The organism is Agromyces agglutinans (genome assembly GCF_009647605.1).
Taxonomy (GTDB): Bacteria; Actinomycetota; Actinomycetes; order Actinomycetales; family Microbacteriaceae; genus Agromyces; species Agromyces agglutinans.
On record NZ_WJIF01000011.1, the window covers coordinates 17,358 to 34,280 of the forward strand.

16 protein-coding genes are annotated in these 16,923 nt (G+C 71.5%); 6 read left to right on the top strand and 10 right to left on the bottom strand.

The genetic code is table 11. The features are described from left to right. The first annotated feature begins 64 nt into the window (after positions 1-64). Positions 65-1,219 (top strand): MalY/PatB family protein, encoded by a 1,155-nt coding sequence (locus GE115_RS15520; protein ID WP_153685695.1) that lies wholly within the window; start codon positions 65-67, stop codon positions 1,217-1,219. Between the two features lie 21 nt (positions 1,220-1,240). On the opposite strand, the gene GE115_RS15525 is transcribed toward GE115_RS15520, so the two are convergent. Then, a complete protein-coding gene (locus tag GE115_RS15525) occupies positions 1,241-1,888 on the bottom strand; it encodes an ECF transporter S component (RefSeq protein WP_172979969.1) in 648 nt (215 codons plus the stop codon). Between the two features lie 32 nt (positions 1,889-1,920). Next, positions 1,921-3,423, bottom strand: coding sequence for an IMP dehydrogenase (gene guaB, locus GE115_RS15530; protein WP_153685697.1), 1,503 nt, complete (start codon positions 3,421-3,423; stop codon positions 1,921-1,923). A gap of 363 nt (positions 3,424-3,786) precedes the next feature. Between guaB and GE115_RS15535 the strand changes: the two genes are divergently transcribed. Genes GE115_RS15535 through GE115_RS15550 form a run of 4 tightly spaced genes read left to right on the top strand, consistent with a single transcriptional unit; the run spans position 3,787 to position 7,776 of the window. Beyond that, positions 3,787-5,058 (top strand): ABC transporter permease subunit, encoded by a 1,272-nt coding sequence (locus GE115_RS15535; protein WP_376765726.1) that lies wholly within the window; start codon positions 3,787-3,789, stop codon positions 5,056-5,058. Positions 5,059-5,067: 9 nt separating this feature from the next. After that, entirely contained in the window at positions 5,068-6,048 is a 981-nt protein-coding gene (locus tag GE115_RS15540; protein WP_153685698.1) for a branched-chain amino acid ABC transporter permease, read from the top strand. A 31-nt stretch (positions 6,049-6,079) separates the two neighbouring features. Continuing rightward, complete coding sequence (locus tag GE115_RS15545; RefSeq protein WP_153685755.1) at positions 6,080-7,039, top strand: ABC transporter ATP-binding protein; 960 nt, start codon at positions 6,080-6,082, stop codon at positions 7,037-7,039. Then, the gene (locus GE115_RS15550; RefSeq protein ID WP_312855246.1) at positions 7,036-7,776 is read left to right on the top strand and encodes an ABC transporter ATP-binding protein; all 741 of its coding nucleotides are present in this window, start codon (positions 7,036-7,038) and stop codon (positions 7,774-7,776) included. The genes GE115_RS15545 and GE115_RS15550 overlap by 4 nt, the downstream gene beginning before the upstream one ends. A 527-nt stretch (positions 7,777-8,303) precedes the next feature. On the opposite strand, the gene GE115_RS15555 is transcribed toward GE115_RS15550, so the two are convergent. The 3 genes from GE115_RS15555 to groES form a co-directional block, all read right to left on the bottom strand. Then, positions 8,304-9,590, bottom strand: coding sequence for an ABC transporter substrate-binding protein (locus GE115_RS15555; RefSeq protein ID WP_153685699.1), 1,287 nt, complete (start codon positions 9,588-9,590; stop codon positions 8,304-8,306). Positions 9,591-9,830: 240 nt separating this feature from the next. Then, on the bottom strand, positions 9,831-10,787 hold the full coding sequence (gene rarD / locus GE115_RS15560) for an EamA family transporter RarD (RefSeq protein WP_376765725.1): 957 nt from the start codon (positions 10,785-10,787) through the stop codon (positions 9,831-9,833). Between the two features lie 78 nt (positions 10,788-10,865). Beyond that, entirely contained in the window at positions 10,866-11,162 is a 297-nt protein-coding gene (gene groES / locus GE115_RS15565; protein ID WP_055894868.1) for a co-chaperone GroES, read from the bottom strand. Between the two features lie 162 nt (positions 11,163-11,324). On the opposite strand from groES, the gene GE115_RS15570 reads away from it, so the two are divergent. Beyond that, entirely contained in the window at positions 11,325-12,512 is a 1,188-nt protein-coding gene (locus GE115_RS15570) for a class I SAM-dependent methyltransferase (protein WP_312855247.1), read from the top strand. A 4-nt stretch (positions 12,513-12,516) separates the two neighbouring features. Here GE115_RS15570 and GE115_RS15575 read toward each other — a convergent pair whose 3' ends face one another. The 5 genes from GE115_RS15575 to tsaB all read right to left on the bottom strand — a co-directional run bounded on the left by GE115_RS15575 (position 12,517) and on the right by tsaB (position 16,923). Beyond that, a complete protein-coding gene (locus GE115_RS15575; RefSeq protein ID WP_153685700.1) occupies positions 12,517-13,173 on the bottom strand; it encodes a DUF4190 domain-containing protein in 657 nt (218 codons plus the stop codon). A 924-nt stretch (positions 13,174-14,097) separates the two neighbouring features. Further along, entirely contained in the window at positions 14,098-14,568 is a 471-nt protein-coding gene (locus GE115_RS15585; RefSeq protein ID WP_312855248.1) for a DUF4190 domain-containing protein, read from the bottom strand. 161 nt (positions 14,569-14,729) lie between these two features. Further along, positions 14,730-15,782: a tRNA (adenosine(37)-N6)-threonylcarbamoyltransferase complex transferase subunit TsaD gene (tsaD, locus tag GE115_RS15590; RefSeq protein WP_312855249.1), complete on the bottom strand. Its 1,053-nt coding sequence runs from the start codon at positions 15,780-15,782 to the stop codon at positions 14,730-14,732. Then, positions 15,779-16,306, bottom strand: coding sequence for a ribosomal protein S18-alanine N-acetyltransferase (gene rimI / locus GE115_RS15595; RefSeq protein ID WP_153685701.1), 528 nt, complete (start codon positions 16,304-16,306; stop codon positions 15,779-15,781). The genes tsaD and rimI overlap by 4 nt, the downstream gene beginning before the upstream one ends. Next, on the bottom strand, positions 16,303-16,923 hold the full coding sequence (tsaB, locus tag GE115_RS15600) for a tRNA (adenosine(37)-N6)-threonylcarbamoyltransferase complex dimerization subunit type 1 TsaB (RefSeq protein ID WP_153685702.1): 621 nt from the start codon (positions 16,921-16,923) through the stop codon (positions 16,303-16,305). The genes rimI and tsaB overlap by 4 nt, the downstream gene beginning before the upstream one ends.

Here is a 16,923-nt window from a genome sequence, read left to right on the forward strand (position 1 = left end):
CGTTCGGTAGGCAGCCGACCAGAATAGCGTCCCGCGCCGGGCGCCGGGGTGCAGGATGGGAGGCATGCAGCGCGTGCCCGCAGACCCCATCGACCTCCTCCGCACCCGCACGAGTGCGAAGTGGGCGCTCTACCCCGACGACGTGCTGCCGCTGCCCGTGGCCGAGATGGACTACCCGCTGGCCGAGCCGATCGCCGAGGCGCTGCACGCGGCGATCCGACGATCCGACACCGGCTACGCCGCCGGCAGCCGGCCGGTCGCCGAGGCCTTCGCCCCGTTCGCCGCGCAGCGCTTCGGCTGGGACGTCGATCCCGAGCGGGTCACCTGCACGGCCGACGTCAGCATGGGCATCGTCGAGGTGCTGCGCCGGTGCGTCGGGCCGGGCGACGGCGTGATCGTGATGCCGCCCATCTACCCGCCGTTCTTCGACCTCGTCACCGAGGCGGGGGCCCGCCTCGTCGAGGTGCCGATGTCCGGCGGCATCGACGAGGGCTGGTCGCTCGACCTGCCCGGCATCGAGTCGGCCCTCGCCGGCGGCGCCCGGGCGATCCTGCTCTGCAACCCGCACAACCCGATCGGCCTGGTGCACGAGGCATCCGACCTGCGCGCGCTGGCCGATCTCGCCGAGCGGTTCGGCGCGACCGTCGTGAGCGACGAGGTGCACGGCCCGCTGTCGCAGCCGACGTCGCGCTACACGCCGTTCCTCACCGTCTCCGACACCGCGCGCGAGGTCGGCGTCGCCGTCACCGCGGCGACCAAGGCGTTCAACCTCGCGGGACTCAAGGCGGCGCTCATCGTCACCGCGAGCGAGCGCGGCGATGCGATCCGTCGGGGGTTCCCGTACGAGGTCGAGTGGCGGATGAGCCAGTTCGGCTCGATCGCGACCGTGGCCGCGTTCCGGGAGGGCGGCCCCTGGCTCGACGGCGTGCTCGCGAGCCTCGACGACAGCCGGCGTCTGCTCGCCGACCTGCTCGCCGATGAACTGCCGGGCGTGCGCTACCGCATCCCCGACGCCACCTACCTCGCCTGGCTCGACCTCAGCGCGCTCGGCTGGGGCGACGACCCGGCCGTCCACGCGCTCGAGCACGCGCGGGTCGCGCTCGCCAACGGACCGCAGTTCGGGGCATCCGCCGGCGCGGGGCACGCCCGGCTGAACTTCGCCTGCTCACCCGAGGTGCTCGGCGAGGCGATCACCCGGCTGGCCGACGCGCGCGGCTGAGGCCCCGGCCGGAGCCGGCGGTCAGCCCGCTTCGGGCGCTGCCTCGGGCGCCGGCGCAGCCGCGGCGACCCGCGCGGCGCGACGCTGCTCGAGCCGCTTGCGCGTGGTCGACCCGACGCCCCGCGCGATCAGGCCGTCGGCGATGACGACGCCGAGCCAGGCGCCGAGCGCCCCGCTCGCCGTGGGGATGAGGACGGTCGCCGCGATCACGCCGGGCACCATCGAGGTCGCGTCGAGCGAGAGTGCCAGGGTCGCTCCCCACACGCCGCCCGTGAGGACGCCGCCGACGATGAAGAGCCACAACGCGCGGACGCGGTACAGGGTCACCGCGAAGACGATCTCGAAGAACAGGGCGAACCAGAGGTTCACGAGGATCGCGCGGAAGCCGTCGGGCTGGAACGGGCCCATCACGATGCCCGCGAACAGCGCCACGAGCAGCGTCGTGCCCGGCAGCGGCAGCAGCCGCAGCGCGAGCGCGAACGGCAGCACCCAGAGGCCGAGCGTCACGCCGTTCATCCAGGGCACGGCGGCGGTGGCGTACGCCACCCAGTTGCCGACGACGAGCAGGATCGCGGTCGCCGCGGCGATCGCGGCTGCGGTCAGCAGGTAGGAGGTCGAGTAGGGCGAGGGGCGCTTGGCGGGGGCGGCGGGCGAGGCAGGCGTGGTCACGGTGACCAGTCTGCCCGAAACGCCCGGGCCGGTCACCTCGTGTAGTTCGGCGCCTCCACGACGATCTGCACGTCGTGCGGGTGCGATTCCTTGAGGCCGGCCGGCGTGATGCGCACGAACCGGCCCTTCGCCTTGAGCTCCTCGACCGTGCGCGCACCCACGTAGAACATCGACTGGCGCAGCCCGCCGATCAGCTGGTACGCCACCGCCGAGAGCGGCCCTCGGAACGGGACCTGGCCCTCGATGCCCTCGGGGATGAGCTTGTCGTCGCTCGGGACATCGGCCTGGAAGTAGCGGTCCTTCGAGTAGGAGGTCTTCTTGCCGCGCGTCTGGAGCGCGCCGAGCGAGCCCATGCCGCGGTAGGTCTTGAACTGCTTGCCGTTCTGGAAGACGAGCTCGCCGGGGCTCTCGGCCGTGCCCGCCAGCAGCGAACCGAGCATGACCGTGTCGGCGCCGGCGACCAGCGCCTTCGCGATGTCGCCCGAGTACTGCAGGCCGCCGTCGGCGATGAGCGGGACGCCGGCGGGCCGCGTGGCCTTGGATGCCTCGTACACCGCGGTCACCTGCGGCACGCCGACGCCCGCGACCACGCGGGTCGTGCAGATGGAACCGGGGCCGACGCCCACCTTCACGGCGTCGGCGCCCGCCTCGACGAGCGCCTTCGCGCCCTCGTAGGTCGCGACATTGCCGCCGATCACGTCGATGTGCGCGAAGCTCTCGTCGCTCTTCAGCCGGCGGATGATGTCGAGCACGCCCGCCGACTCGCCGTTGGCCGTGTCGACCACGAGCACGTCGACGCCCGCGTCGCGCAGCGCCTCGGCCCGCTCCCACGCGTCGCCGAAGAAGCCCATCGCCGCGCCGACGCGCAGGCGCCCCTCGGCGTCCTTGGTGGCGTTCGGGTACTGCTCGGACTTGTCGAAGTCCTTCACGGTGATGAGACCGGTGAGCCGGCCGGCGTCGTCGACGAGCGGCAGCTTCTCGATCTTGTGCTGGGCGAAGATCGCGAGCGCCTCGTCGGGGTTCATGCCCACGCGCCCCGTGATCAGCGGCGCCTTGGTCATGACGTCGGCGACGGTCGTGGACGCCTTCTCGAAGTCGGAGACGAACCGCATGTCGCGGTTCGTGATGATGCCGACGAGCACGCCGTCGTCGTCGACGACCGGCAGGCCGCTCACGCGGTACGTCGCGCAGAGGCGGTCGACATCGGCGACGGATGCCTCGGGCGACGTCGTCACCGGATTGGACACCATGCCCGACTCGGAGCGCTTCACGCGGTCGACCATGTCGGCCTGGTCGGCGATCGAGAGGTTGCGATGCAGGATGCCGATGCCGCCCTGGCGGGCCATCGCGATCGCCATGCGCGCCTCGGTCACGGTGTCCATGGCCGCCGACAGCAGCGGCGTCGCGACCGTGATCCGGCGGGTCAGCCGCGAACTCGTATCGGCCTCGCTCGGGATCACGTCGGTGTGCCCTGGCAGCAGGAGCACGTCGTCGTAGGTGAGCCCCGTGAATCCGAAGGGGTCGTGCTGGTCCATGTGGGCGCGCCTCCGCTGTTCGACAGATACCGTCCGCGTGATCGGCATCGGGTTGCACCGCAGCCGACGGGATCTGCCTCGCGCGGTGTGTACCGATTGTAATCGCGCAGAGTGTGCGGATATTCCCGCCCGCGGGCCACCGCCGCGGCGATCACGCGCCGGCGTGGCATCCCTTCGCAGGATGTTCACGATTCGGCACCGGTTGTCGTCGGACGCGCCGATGAAACACCGCGGACACACTACGCTCATACCGTCTCCTTCGCAGCCGACGAGACCGACGTCGGCCGCGGTGTCCCGACTGGAGGTTTCGTGAGATCCCCATCCCCTGTCGTCGCGTCCCCACCCGGACGCCTGTTCCGGCTGATCGGCGTCCTCATCGCCGCGTTGGCCGCCGTGATCGCCGTGGTGACCCTCACCGCGGGCCCGGCGGCCGCCGCAGAGGGCGACCCGTATCGCATCAGCGGCAACGTCCAACTCGATGGAGAACCCCTCGAGGGCGTCCGCCTCGTCATCGACGGCCCGGGGGGTGAACAAGAGGTCGAGACCGACGAGAACGGCCAATGGCGGGTCAGCGTCCCCGAGAAGGACGACTACACAGTCACGCTCGACGAGGAGACCCTGCCCGAGGGCATCGCCGTGGTCGATCCCGAAGACGACAGCCCCAACGAGAAGGACGTCACCGTCGGCGCCGGCGGGCGCGTGACCGTGAACTTCTTCATCGGCGAGGGCGAGCGCAACGTCACGAGCGTGTGGGACCAGTTCCTCCAGCGCCTCGTGCAGGGCCTGAACTTCGGTCTCATGCTCGGGCTCGCGGCCGTCGGCCTGTCGCTCGTGTTCGGCACGACCGGCATCTCGAACTTCGCGCACGGCGAGATGGTGACCTTCGGCGCCGTCGCGGCATCCTTCCTGGTCAGCGCGGGCTCGCTCGCGCTGCCGCTGTGGATCGGCCTGCCGCTCGCGGTCGTGCTGAGCGCCGTGCTCGGCCTCGTGCTCGACGTCATCCTCTGGCGACCGCTCCGTCGCAAGCGCGTCGGCGTCGTCCAGCTGATGATCGTCAGCATCGGCCTCTCGCTCGCGATGCGGTACATCTACCAGTTCTTCATCGGCGGCGGCACGACGCAGCTGCCGTACTCGTCGGCGCCGAAGCTCGCCTTCGGCCCCGTGCAGCTCAGCTGGATCGACATCGCCTCGATCATCCTCTCGATCCTCGTGATCGTCGGGTTCGCGCTCTGGCTCACGTACTCCCGCCTCGGCAAGGCGACGCGCGCCATCAGCGACAACTCGCCCCTGGCGGCGGCATCCGGCATCGACGTCGACTACGTCGTGCGGATCGTGTGGATCGTCGCCGGCGGCCTCGCCGGCCTCGCCGGCGTGCTGTACGCCTACTACCGTCCGGGCATCAAGTGGGACATGGGCGCGCAGGTGCTGCTGCTCATGTTCGCCGCGGTGACCCTCGGCGGTCTCGGCACCGCGTTCGGCGCGCTCATCGGCTCGCTGATCGTGGGCGTGCTCGTCGAGGTCTCCGGGCTCTGGATTCCCGACGACCTCAAGTACGCGGGTGCGCTCGTCATCCTCATCGTGATCCTGCTGTTCCGACCGCAGGGCATCCTCGGCCGTCGAGAGAGAATCGGGTAGGCGCGCATCATGGACTGGCTTCAGATCTTCTCCAACTCGCTCTCGTCGATCCTCAGCCCGGCGACGATCGGCTACGCGCTCGCCGCGCTCGGCCTCGCCGTGCACTTCGGCTACGCGGGCCTGCTCAACATGGGCATCGCCGGCTTCATGGCCATCGGGGCCTACGGGTACGCGATCTCCTCGCTGAGCTTCGGGTTCCCGTGGTGGCTCGCCATCCTGGTCGGGCTCGGGGCATCCGCGATCTTCGCGCTCATCCTCGGTGTGCCGACCCTGCGGCTGCGCGGCGACTACCTCGCCATCGTGACGATCGCCGCGGCCGAGGTCGTGCGCCTGCTGTTCCTCACGACGGCGTTCGACGAGTACACCGGCTCGGCCGACGGCCTCTCGGGGTACCAGGGCTCGTTCCGCGACGCCAACCCGATCCCCGACGGCATCTACGGGTTCGGCCCGTGGATGTACACCGCCAACGAATGGTGGGTCCGCATCATGGGCCTCGTGACGCTCGCGATCGCGGTGCTCGTCGTCTGGATGCTCATGCGCAGCCCCTGGGGCCGCGTGCTCAAGGGCATCCGCGAAGACGAGGACGCGGTCCGCGCGCTCGGCAAGAACGCGTTCGCGTACAAGATGCAGGCCCTCGTGCTCGGCGGCGTGCTCGCCGCGGCCGGCGGCATCGTCTACGCCCTCGACCGTGCCGCGAGCCCCGGCGTGTACGTGACCTCGCTCACGTTCTTCGTGTGGACCGCGCTGCTGCTCGGCGGTGCGGCGACCGTGTTCGGGCCGCTGCTCGGCTCGCTCATCTTCTGGGTGCTGCAGACGTTCCTCTCGAACTTCCTGCCGGCACTCGTCCAGGCGGGTGTCCTGCCGTTCATGTCGCAGATCCAGGCCGGCACGCTGCGCTTCATCCTCGTGGGAGTCGCGCTCATGCTGTTGGTGATCTTCATGCCACAGGGCATCCTCGGAAACAAGAAGGAGCTGACCTTTGTCAAGTGAGTTCCCGGCTCCCGACGAGCCCACGACGGCGATGCCCGCGTCGCCCGTCGAACGCCCCAAGTCCACCGGACTCCACGTCGGCGACGCCAAGCCCGGTGTCGCGAAGATCGACCCGATCATCGTGGTCGACGGCGTGCGCCGCACGTTCGGCGGCCTCACCGCCGTCGACGTCGAGCACCTCGAGATCCCGCGCGGGGTCATCACGGCGCTGATCGGCCCCAACGGAGCCGGCAAGACGACCCTGTTCAACCTGCTCACCGGCTTCGACAAGCCCAACGAGGGTTCGTGGACCTTCGACGGCACGTCGATCTCGGGCGTTCCGGCGTACAAGGTCGCCCGCATGGGCCAGGTGCGCACCTTCCAGCTGACCAAGGCCCTCGGCCTGCTCACGGTCGTCGAGAACATGAAGCTCGGCGCCAAGGGCCAGCGCGGCGAGCGCTTCTGGTCGAGCCTCATCCCGGCGGCCTGGCGCAAGCAGGACGACGAGATCGAGGAGCGCGCCATGAAGCTCCTCGCGAAGTTCAAGCTCGACGCGAAGTCGAACGACTTCGCGGCGAGCCTCTCGGGCGGGCAGCGAAAGCTCCTCGAGATGGCTCGGGCGCTCATGAGCCAGCCGAAGCTCGTCATGCTCGACGAGCCGATGGCGGGCGTCAACCCGGCGCTCACCCAGTCGCTGCTCGACCACATCCTCGACCTGAAGGACGAGGGCATGACCGTGCTGTTCGTCGAGCACGACATGCACATGGTGCGCCACATCGCCGACTGGGTCGTCGTCATGGCCGAGGGCCGCGTGGTCGCCGAGGGCGACCCGTACTCGGTCATGCAGGACCCGGCCGTCATCGACGCGTACCTGGGCGCGCACCAGGAGCTCGACCTCGGCGTCGTGACCGGGCGCTACGCGCCCGAGGGCGCGGAGGCGGCACCCGATGCCGAGGTGCAGGAGAAGCTCCTCGCCGCGGGCATCGCCGAGCTCGAGGAGGAGGAGAAGTGAGCACGACCGTCGAGACCGCAACCCCCGTCGTCGTCGTCGACGAGGTGCACGCGGGCTACCTGCCCGGTGTCAACATCCTGAACGGATGCTCCCTCGTCGCCCACCAGGGCGAGTTGATCGGCATCATCGGCCCCAACGGCGCCGGCAAGTCGACGCTGTTGAAGGCGATCTTCGGACAGGTCAACGTGCGCGAGGGCAGCATCACGCTCGAGGGCGAGGAGATCACGGGGCTCAAGGCCAACAAGCTCGTCTCGCGCGGGGTGGGCTTCATCCCCCAGACGAACAACGTGTTCCCGAGCCTCACCATCGAGGAGAACCTGCAGATGGGGCTCTACCAGAACCCCGGCATCTACAAGGAGCGGCTCGAGTTCGTCACCGGCATCTTCGCCGAACTCGGCAAGCGCCTGAAGCAGCGCGCGGGCTCGCTCTCGGGCGGCGAGCGCCAGATGGTCGCCATGAGCCGCGCGCTGATGATGGACCCGAAGGTGCTGCTGCTCGACGAGCCCTCGGCCGGCCTGTCGCCCGTCCGTCAAGACGAGGCGTTCATCCGGGTGTCCGAGATCAACAAGGCCGGGGTGACCTGCATCATGGTCGAGCAGAACGCCCGGCGCTGCCTGCAGATCTGCGACCGCGGCTACGTGCTCGACCAGGGCCGCGACGCCTATACGGGCTCGGGCCGCGACCTGCTCAACGACCCGAAGGTCACCGAGCTGTACCTCGGCACGCTCGGCACCTGAGCGGCGCCGGCGCCGGCCGGTCGCCGGTCGGTCGTCGGCGGGCGCCGACGTCGACACGAAGGGGCGGGTCCCGCATCGCGGGACCCGCCCCTTCGGCGTGCGTGGCGTGTGCCCTGCTTGGGTTCAGCGCACGCGGCTCGCACGGCTCGCGGAACGCAGTGCGTGCCTCATCGGCGCGCGCCTCGGGCGCATGCGGCGCGCGCCGCGTGCGCTTCCAGCGCGCCGCGGCGCTCCCTGATCGCGAACGGACTCCAACGGCGTGATGGCGGGGCCCGGGTGCACACCTGGCGTCCGTTCGCGACCAGGGCCGCCTGCCCGCGAGTGTGGGCCGAGGGTGCTGCGCGGGCCGGATGGGAGGCCTCCTCAGCGTTCCGTCCCCGGCTTCCCGACGGCGTGCACCGTGCGCGGCCCACACGATACGGCCCGATCCGGCCGCACCCGGGCCCTCCGACCACTCCGGCGCACACGAAACGGGCCCCGGTCCGAAGACCGGGGCCCGTCCGTGTTCGGGTCAGGCTGGATTCAGATCAGCCCTCGTACGCCGCGTACGTGTTGTCCTCGGCGTACTGATAGATGCCGATCGACGCCTCGGTGGGGTCGCCGACCTCGTCGAACGTGATCGGGCCCGAGATGCCGTCGTAGTCGGCCGTGCCGCCGCCGACGATGATCTCGGCGCACTCCGCGTACGTCGTGCACTTCTCGCCGTCGCCCTCGCCGCCGGAGACCTCGATGAGCTTGGCCGCGATGTCGGCCGAGTCCGTCGAGTTCGCGGCGAGCGCCGCGAGGGAGAGCAGGACGGTCGCGTCGAAGGACTCAGCCGCGTAGCTGTAGTCCTCGAGCGGCGCGTCGCCCTCTTCCTCGAGGAAGGCGTCGAGCTCACCCGTGAAGTCCGAGATCGAGTCGATCGTCAGACCGGGCAGGGTGCCCTTGGCGCCCGTGAGCGCGCCCGCGGGGAAGCCCTGGTCGGCGAAGTTCTTCAGGTTGCCGTCGACGAAGTAGAGCTTGTCGGCGGGGAACTGGCCGAACAGGCTCGGCAGCATCGTCGAGACCTCGTCGAACGTGATCAGCGCGATCGCGTCGGGGTCGGCCGCGAGGACTTCGCCGATCTGCGCGTCGAACGTCGTGTCACCGGTGTTGTAGGTGGGGGCCGCGACGACCTCGCCGCCGGCCGCCTCGAACGCCTCGGTCACGTACTTCGCGAGACCGGTGCCGTACGAGTCGTTCAGCACGATGAGCCCGAGCGTCTGGTTGCCGTCTTCGGCGATCAGGTTGCCGAGGACCTCGCCCTGGAGCACGTCGGACGGTGCGGTACGGAAGTACAGGCCGTTGTCGTCGTACGTGGTGAACGCGTCGGACGTGTTCGCCGGGGAGAACTGGATGACGCCGGCGCCGACCACCTGGTCGATGAACTGCAGCGACGTGCCCGACGATGCCGCACCGATGATGGCCGAGACGTCTTCGCCGAGGAGGCGGGGGATCTCGGTCTCGTAGGCCTTGTTGTCGGTGTCGCCGGAGTCGCCGTAGACGACGTCGAGCGTGAGGCCGGTGTCGCCGGAGACCTCGTTGATCTGCGACATGGCGTACGCGACGCCGGCCTCCTCGGGCGGGCCGAGGAAGGCGAGGTTGCCGGTCTGCGGCAGCGCCGTACCGATCGTGAGCGCCAGTTCGTCGCGGGGACCCTGGCTCTCCTCACCGGACCCGGTCTCGCCGCTCGCGCATGCGGACAGGAGGAGGGCGCTCGTCGCGGTGACCGCGACACCCGCCCAGACCTTGCCGCGCGAACGAGCGGGGCGTGAAGTGCCGAAAACGCTCATGTTGCTCCTTGGGACTGAAGGATTGGTTCTCTTGCGCCCCCGACGGGGCGCCGTCCTGTCACAGTAGTTCGGCCCCGCACGCTGAACAAGGAATCCCGATCACAACCCGATAACACCGGCCGAAGCGTTACGAATTCGACACATTCGGCGGCCTCACGCGCGATCACGCGCACGTTCTCGCCGACGCACGCAACGATCGCGCATTCCGGCGACCATCGGTCGGGCGTCTCCGACGAGCGCTCAGACGAGGTCGACGACCTCGCGCCTGGCCGACCTCGCGCCGCGCACGAGGTCGAACGTCAGCACGATCAGCGCCAGCCACACGAGCCCGAATCCGACCCACCGCTCCGGCGGCATCGGCTCGTGCAGCACGAAGACGCCGACGAGGAACTGGATGAACGGCGCGAAATACTGGATGAAGCCCATGTGGATGAGCGGCAGGCGCCTCGAGGCGGCCGCGAACAGGAGCAGCGGCACGGCCGTCACCGCCCCCGCGAGCAGCAGCAGCACCGCGTGCCAGGCGCCGTTCGCACCGAGGGTGAGGCCCGAGGTCGTTGCGACGACGATCAACTGCACCGCGGCGACCGGAGCCAGCCACGCCGTCTCCAGCGTGAGACCCGAGACGGCGTCGACCTTCGGGCCGACCCGCTTCTTGATGAGCCCGTAGAAGCCGAACGAGAAGGCGAGCACGAGCGCGATCCACGGCATCCTCCCGTAGCCGACGGCCAGCACGACCACCGCAGTGAGGCTGATGCCGACCGCGACCCACTGCGTGGGGTTCAACCGTTCGCGGAGCACGAGCACGCCGAGGAACACGGTGACGATCGGGTTGATGAAGTAGCCCAGCGCCGCTTCGACGACCTGGTCCGAGAGGGTGGCGTACACGTACGCCTGCCAGTTCACGAAGATCAGCACGCCCGCGAGCCCCATCGTGAACACCACGCGGCGGTCGCGCAACAGCGCGGCCAGCGAGCGCCAGGTGCGCGTGACGGTCAGCAGCAGCGCGCAGAACACGAGCGAGAGCAGGATGCGCCAGGCGACGATCTCGAAGGCCCCGGTCGGCGCCAGCGCGAGGAAGTAGAGGGGCAGGACGCCCCACAGCAGGTAGGCGCTGACCGCGTACGCGAGCCCGCTGCGGCTGATGCCTGCGGCCGGCGAGGCCGGACCGCTCACTGCGGACGTCGGGGGTGTGCTCACCGATGCAGCCTACGCCCGAACGACGACGAGGCCCGGTCGCCCCGAAGGGCGGCCGGGCCTCGTACGAGGTGCCGTGGACTAGCGCACGACGACCGCGAGCACGTCGCGAGCCGAGAGCACGAGGTAGTCCTCGCCACCGAACTTGACCTCGGTGCCACCGTACTTGGAGTAGATCACCTTGTCGCCGACGGCCACGTCGAGCGGAACGCGGTTGCCGTTGTCGTCGATGCGGCCGGGGCCCACGGCCACGACCTCGCCCTCCTGGGGCTTCTCCTTCGCAGTGTCGGGGATCACGAGACCCGACGCGGTGGTCTGCTCGGCCTCGACCTGCTTGATGACGATGCGATCCTCGAGCGGCTTGATGGAAACCGACACGGTTGACCCCTTCTCTCGTTGTAGAACTCTGTCTTGACGAAGACTTGGTTAGCAGCCTCACGCTGAGAGTGCTAACCAGAGTCTAGGCAGTCTCTGGCACTCATGCAACGTGAGTGCCAACCCTCGGGCGAGGCATCCCGACGGCGGTGCTAGCGTGGCCGGGTGGATCGCGCCGAACTCGTCGAACTCCTCTCGCCCGAGGGGCTCCGGCTGCTCGATTCGCTGCCCGAGTGGGACTCGAAGGCCGATGTCGTGCGCACGGTCGCCGACCTCCGCAAGCTCGGCCACTCGCCCGGCCTCGTCGCCGCCGTGCTCGGCCAGGCGAGGCTCCGGCAGAAGGCTCGCGCCAAGTTCGGCGAGTTCGCCCAGCGGATGCTGTTCACCGAGGCGGGCCTCGAGCAGGCGACGCGGCTGAAGGTCGCCGCCCTGCACGCCGGCCGCTTCGCTCGCGCGGGCATCGGCCACGTCGCCGACCTCGGCTGCGGCATCGGCGGCGACTCGCTCGCCCTCGCCGCCGTCGACCTCGAGGTGACCGCCGCCGACGCCGACGAGGTGACGGCGGCGGTCGCGGCGTTCAACCTCACGCCCTTCCCGAAGGCCCGGGTCCTCCATGCCAGGGCCGAGGAGGTGCCGCTGGGCGGCATCGGCGGTGCGTGGCTCGACCCCGCCCGCCGCACGACCTCCGGCGGTCGAACGACGCGCCTCGCGGATGCCTCGGCGTACACGCCGCCGCTGGACTTCGCGTTCGGCCTCGCCGACCGAATGGCCGTCGGCGTGAAGCTCGGGCCGGGCACCGACCGCGAGGTCATCCCGGCGGGCAGCGAGGCGCAGTGGGTGTCGGTCGACGGCGACGTCGTCGAGCTCGGCGTGTGGTTCGGCCCGCTCGCGCGCCCGGGAGTGGGGCGCGCCGCCCTCGTCATCCGCGGCGACCAGGCGTTCGAGCTGACCGCCGCCGCCGATTCCGCGGATGCCCCGACCGGTCCGCTGGGCGATTACCTCTACGAACCCGACGGAGCCGTCATCCGCGCCCGCCTCATCGGCGACCTCGCCCGGGCGAACGCGGGTTGGATGCTCTCCGACGGCATCGCCTACGTCACGGCCGACCGAGCGTTCGAATCGCCGTTCGCACGCGGGTTCCGGGTGCTCGAGCGCCTGCCCAACGACGAGCGACGACTCCGCCAGGCGCTCGCCGAGCGCGGCATCGGAACCCTCGAGATCAAGAAGCGCGGCGTCGACGTCGATCCGGCACGGCTCCGCACGAGCCTCAAGCTGAAGGGCGAGGCATCCGCGACGCTCGCCGTGACGCGCGAACAGGGCCAGCGCGTGACACTGCTCGTCGAACGCCTCTGACGGCTCAGGCCGGGATCGCCCCGTAGACGATCGCGTAGTAGCCGATCCAGACGGCCGAGAAGACGAGGCCCGTGATGCCCGTGCCGATGGCCGTGAACGCCAGCGTGCGCCCGTGCTCCTCGCGGCGAAGCCCGAGGACGCCGAACACGATCGCGGCGATCGACAGCGGCAGCATCCAACCCACGAAGAGCGAGGCGAGCGCGCCGAGCGAGCCGACGACCGCTCCGACCCAGCTGTACACCCGCCGCTGCGTCTCCTCGTCCTCGTCGTCGAAGGAGACGGCGGGAGCGGGCGCGGCGGCGCGATGCACGATGAGCAGCTGGCCGGTCGGCAGCCGCTGCAGGCGCCCGGTGTCGAGGGGTTCGTCGAACTCCCGGATGGCCGGGTCGGCCTGGAAGGTGGGCCCTCCCGGCCGGTACGGCGCGAGCGGATCGGCGGCGAGCGGGTCGTGCGTCAGCGGATCGAGTGGCGCTCCGTCGGGCGCGGTTCCGTCGGAGATCGCTCCGCCGGGCGCGGTTCCGTCGGAGATCGCTCCGCCGGGCGACGACCCTTCCGGCGTCGTCTCGGGCGCCGGCGCGGCCGGGGCGCCCGGCGCGGCCGCGTCGTGAGACGGGTCGGGGGCCCCGCCGGCAGGCGGGACCCCCTCACGCGCATCGCTCATCGCACCGCTCTCAGTACACCAGGTCGGGCGAGCTGCCGATCGAGGCGAAGAAGACGGCCCAGAGGAGGATCGACAGCAGGCCGATCGCGACCCCGACGAATCCGAGGATGATGCCGGTCAGCCACATGCCCTTGGCCTGCGGTTCCTTGCGCTTGCCGAGGAAGCCGAGCACGACGGCGGCGGCGGGGATGAACAGCTGCAGGATGCCGCCGACGACGGGGATCCACACCACGGCGAGCGAGAAGACGACGCCGACGATGCCCGCGATGAGCGAGATCAGGCTCAGCACCGGCGTCGGCTTCGCCGTCGTGGGAGCACCGTAGGCCGTCGCACCGTAGGCGGGCGGTGCCGGCGGAGCGGCACCGTAGGCGGGCGCGGCGTCGGTCGCACCGTAGGCGGGCGGGGCACCGTAGGCGGGCGGGGCGGCCGGCGCCGATCCGTACGCGGATGCCGCGGCGGGCGCGGACTCGTACCCGGATGCCGTCGCCGCCTCGTAGGAGGGCGTGGCGGGAGGCGCCGGCGGAGCCGGCGGCTCGGGCGCGGCGGGCGGCTCGGGCGCCGAGGGCGGCACGGGCGCGCTCGGCACCTCGGGCACGCTCGGCGGCTCGGGCGCGGCCGGCGGCTGCGGCACCGTGGGCTCCGGCACGTCGGGCAGGGTCGGCTCGGGCGCGTCGGGCACCGTCGGCTCGGGGGCGCCCGGCACCGGGGGCTCGGCGGGGNGCGGCTCGGGCGCGGCCGGCGGCTGCGGCACCGTGGGCTCCGGCACGTCGGGCAGGGTCGGCTCGGGCGCGTCGGGCACCGTCGGCTCGGGGGCGCCCGGCACCGGGGGCTCGGCGGGGTTCGGGGCGTCGGGCTCGGTGCCCGGCTCCTTGGGGTCGGTCATGGGGTTCTCCTCGGTCGGGTCGGGCGTCGGCAGGGTCGGTGTCAGTAGGTGGGCGTCGTCGGGTAGGTCGCGAAGAGCCAGGCGCTGAACGCGATCAGCAGGATCACGCCGATGATCGAGAGCACGATGCCGACGTAGCCGACGATGAGGCCGGCGATCGCCATGCCGCGGCCCTGCTCGCCCGTCTTCTTGATCTGGTTGATCGCGATGTGGCCGCAGATCACGCCCACGACCGAGCCGATGAAGTAGACGATGACGATGCCCGCGATCGACGCGATGAGCGACACGATGGCGAGCGTGTTGGTCTTCGCCGGCGCGGCCGCGCCGTACGCGGGCGCACCGTAGCCGGGCGCACCGTAGCCGGGCGCTCCGTACGCCGGCGCGGCAGGCGCGGCTGAGCCGTACGCCGGGGCAGCCGGCTCCGAGACGGGCGGGGCCGAAGGCGTCTCTGCGGCGCCGGGCGTCTGCGCCGCCCCGCGGTCGGGCTGTTCTGGTGCGTTGGGATCGGTCACGTCGATAGGTCCCCTCGTACGTGGTGTGCTGTGTCTCGCGGCATCTCGCTCGCGATGGGCGCCGGCGGCGCGTGAACACCTCGGTCTCGCCTCACCATACCGCGGGCCGCCGATCGGCGGCGAGGGTGGGTTTCCCCCGGAACGGGCGACCGCCCGCCCCGTCAGACCCGGATGTCGGTGACCGGCAGCGTCGAATCGGCGCCGAAGTCCAGGCCCGAGGGCTCGTATCCCGCCATGATGAGCTTCGAGCCGAGCGCCGCGATCATGGCGCCGTTGTCGGTGCACAGCGGCAGCGGCGGGATCCGTAGATCGACGCCGGCGGCCGCCGACCGCTCCTCGGCGACGCGGCGCAACCGGGCGTTGGCGACCACGCCGCCGCCCAGCAGCAGGCGAGGCACCCCGAGGTCGCTGCACGCGGCGAGCGCCTTGCCGACGAGTACGTCGACGACGGCCTCGCGGAAGCTCGCCGCGACGTCGGCCACGGGCACGGACTCCCCCGCCGCGCGGCGCTGCTCGACCCAGCGCGCGACGGCCGTCTTCAGCCCCGAGAAGCTGAAGTCGTAGCGGTGCCGCTCGAGGTCCTTCGGCCGCGTGAGTCCCCGGGGGAACCGGATCGCCTCGGGGTCGCCGCCCTCGGCCGCGCGGTCGATCTCGGGGCCGCCGGGATACGGCAGCCCGAGCAGGCGCGCGACCTTGTCGAACGCCTCGCCCGCCGCGTCGTCGATGGTCTCGCCGAGCATCTCGACGTCGCCGACCAGGTCGCGCACGAGCAGCAGCGACGTGTGGCCGCCCGAGACGAGCAGCGCGATCGTCGGCGTCTCCAGCGGAGCGGCGTCGTCGAGCAGGTCGGCGCCGACGTGGCCGACCAGGTGGTTGACGGCGTACACGGGCTTGCCGAGGGAGAGCGCGAGCGCCTTGGCGGCGCCGACGCCCACCATGAGCGCGCCGGCGAGCCCGGGTCCGCTCGTGACCGCGACGGCGTCGAGTTCGTCGAGCGAGACGGATGCCTCGGCCAGCGCCTCCCGGATCGTCGGCCCCAACGCTTCGAGGTGGGCGCGCGCGGCGACCTCGGGCACCACGCCGCCGTACCGCGCGTGCTCGTCCATGGAGGACGCGATGGCGTTGGCGAGCAGGTCGGTGCCGCGGACGATGCCCACGCCAGTCTCGTCGCAGCTGGTCTCGATGCCGAGCACGAGGGGGGTCTCGCGGTTCACGGCGCCTCCTGTTCGGGGCCGTCGACGGCGGCGGATGCGCCGGCACCGGCCGGCGCGTTCTCGGGCTCGGGCACGTCGAGTCGCATGCTCACCGCGTCGGCGCCGTCGCGGTAGTACCGCGGGCGAACCCCGAGCTCGACGAACCCGAGCGAGTCGTACAGTGTCCGTGCGGGCGGGTTGTCGGCGCGCACCTCGAGGAAGATCCGCGCCGCGCCGCGACGGCGCGCCTCGGCGATGAGCGCCTGCATGAGCGCGCGGCCGAGCCCTTCGCCGCGCGCCGCGGGCGAGACCGCGATCGTCTGGATGTCACCCTCGCCCGAGCCGCGCGCGGCCAGCAGGCCGGCGTACCCGAGCACCGCGTCGGGCGCGGTGTCGTCGACCGCGACCAGGTAGTGCGAGTGCTCGTGCTCGAGCTCCCGGCGCATGAGGTCGTCGGACCACGCGTCGCCGGGGAACGTGGTGCGCTCGAGCGCCATGATGCCCTCGAGATCCGCGAGACGCGCGCGGCGGAGCATCCGGCTCATCGCAACACCGGCTTGCCCGCCGACGGCGTCACGTCGGGCGCACGCAGGTAGAGCGGCTCGTCGGCCGCGAGCGGGAGCCGGCTCGCCGCGAAGGCGAGCTCGGCGAGCATGCCGACGGCGCCCGCGTGCACGATCGACGCCTCGTGCCGGGTTCCGCGGCCGTCGGGCACCGCGTCGCGCGGGAAGAGGGCCGGGCCCGCGAGCCTGCTCGGGAGCCCGTCGCCGTCGAGCCCGTCGAACTCCGAGACCGCGGACTCGCGGCGCCGCGCGTCGGTCACGACCTGCACCGGTCCGGAGCCGCCGGCCCGGTACCACGACCAGGCGATCGCGTCGTGGCTCGGCACGGGCACGAACGGTCGTCCGATGCCGATCGCGAACGCGTGTGCGGCGGCGATGCCGACCCGCAGGCCCGTGTACGGCCCGGGGCCCATGCCGGCCGCGACCCCCGACAGGTCGGCCGGCGCGGCTCCGGACTCGGCGAGGGCGTCGCGGATGAACGTGCCGATCACCTCGGCGTGGCGCATGGGATCGTCGGTCGAGCGTTCGGCGAGCACTCCGCCGTCGTGGTCGACGACCGCGACGGAGGTGCCGGTCGACGTGTCGATCGCGAGCAGCAT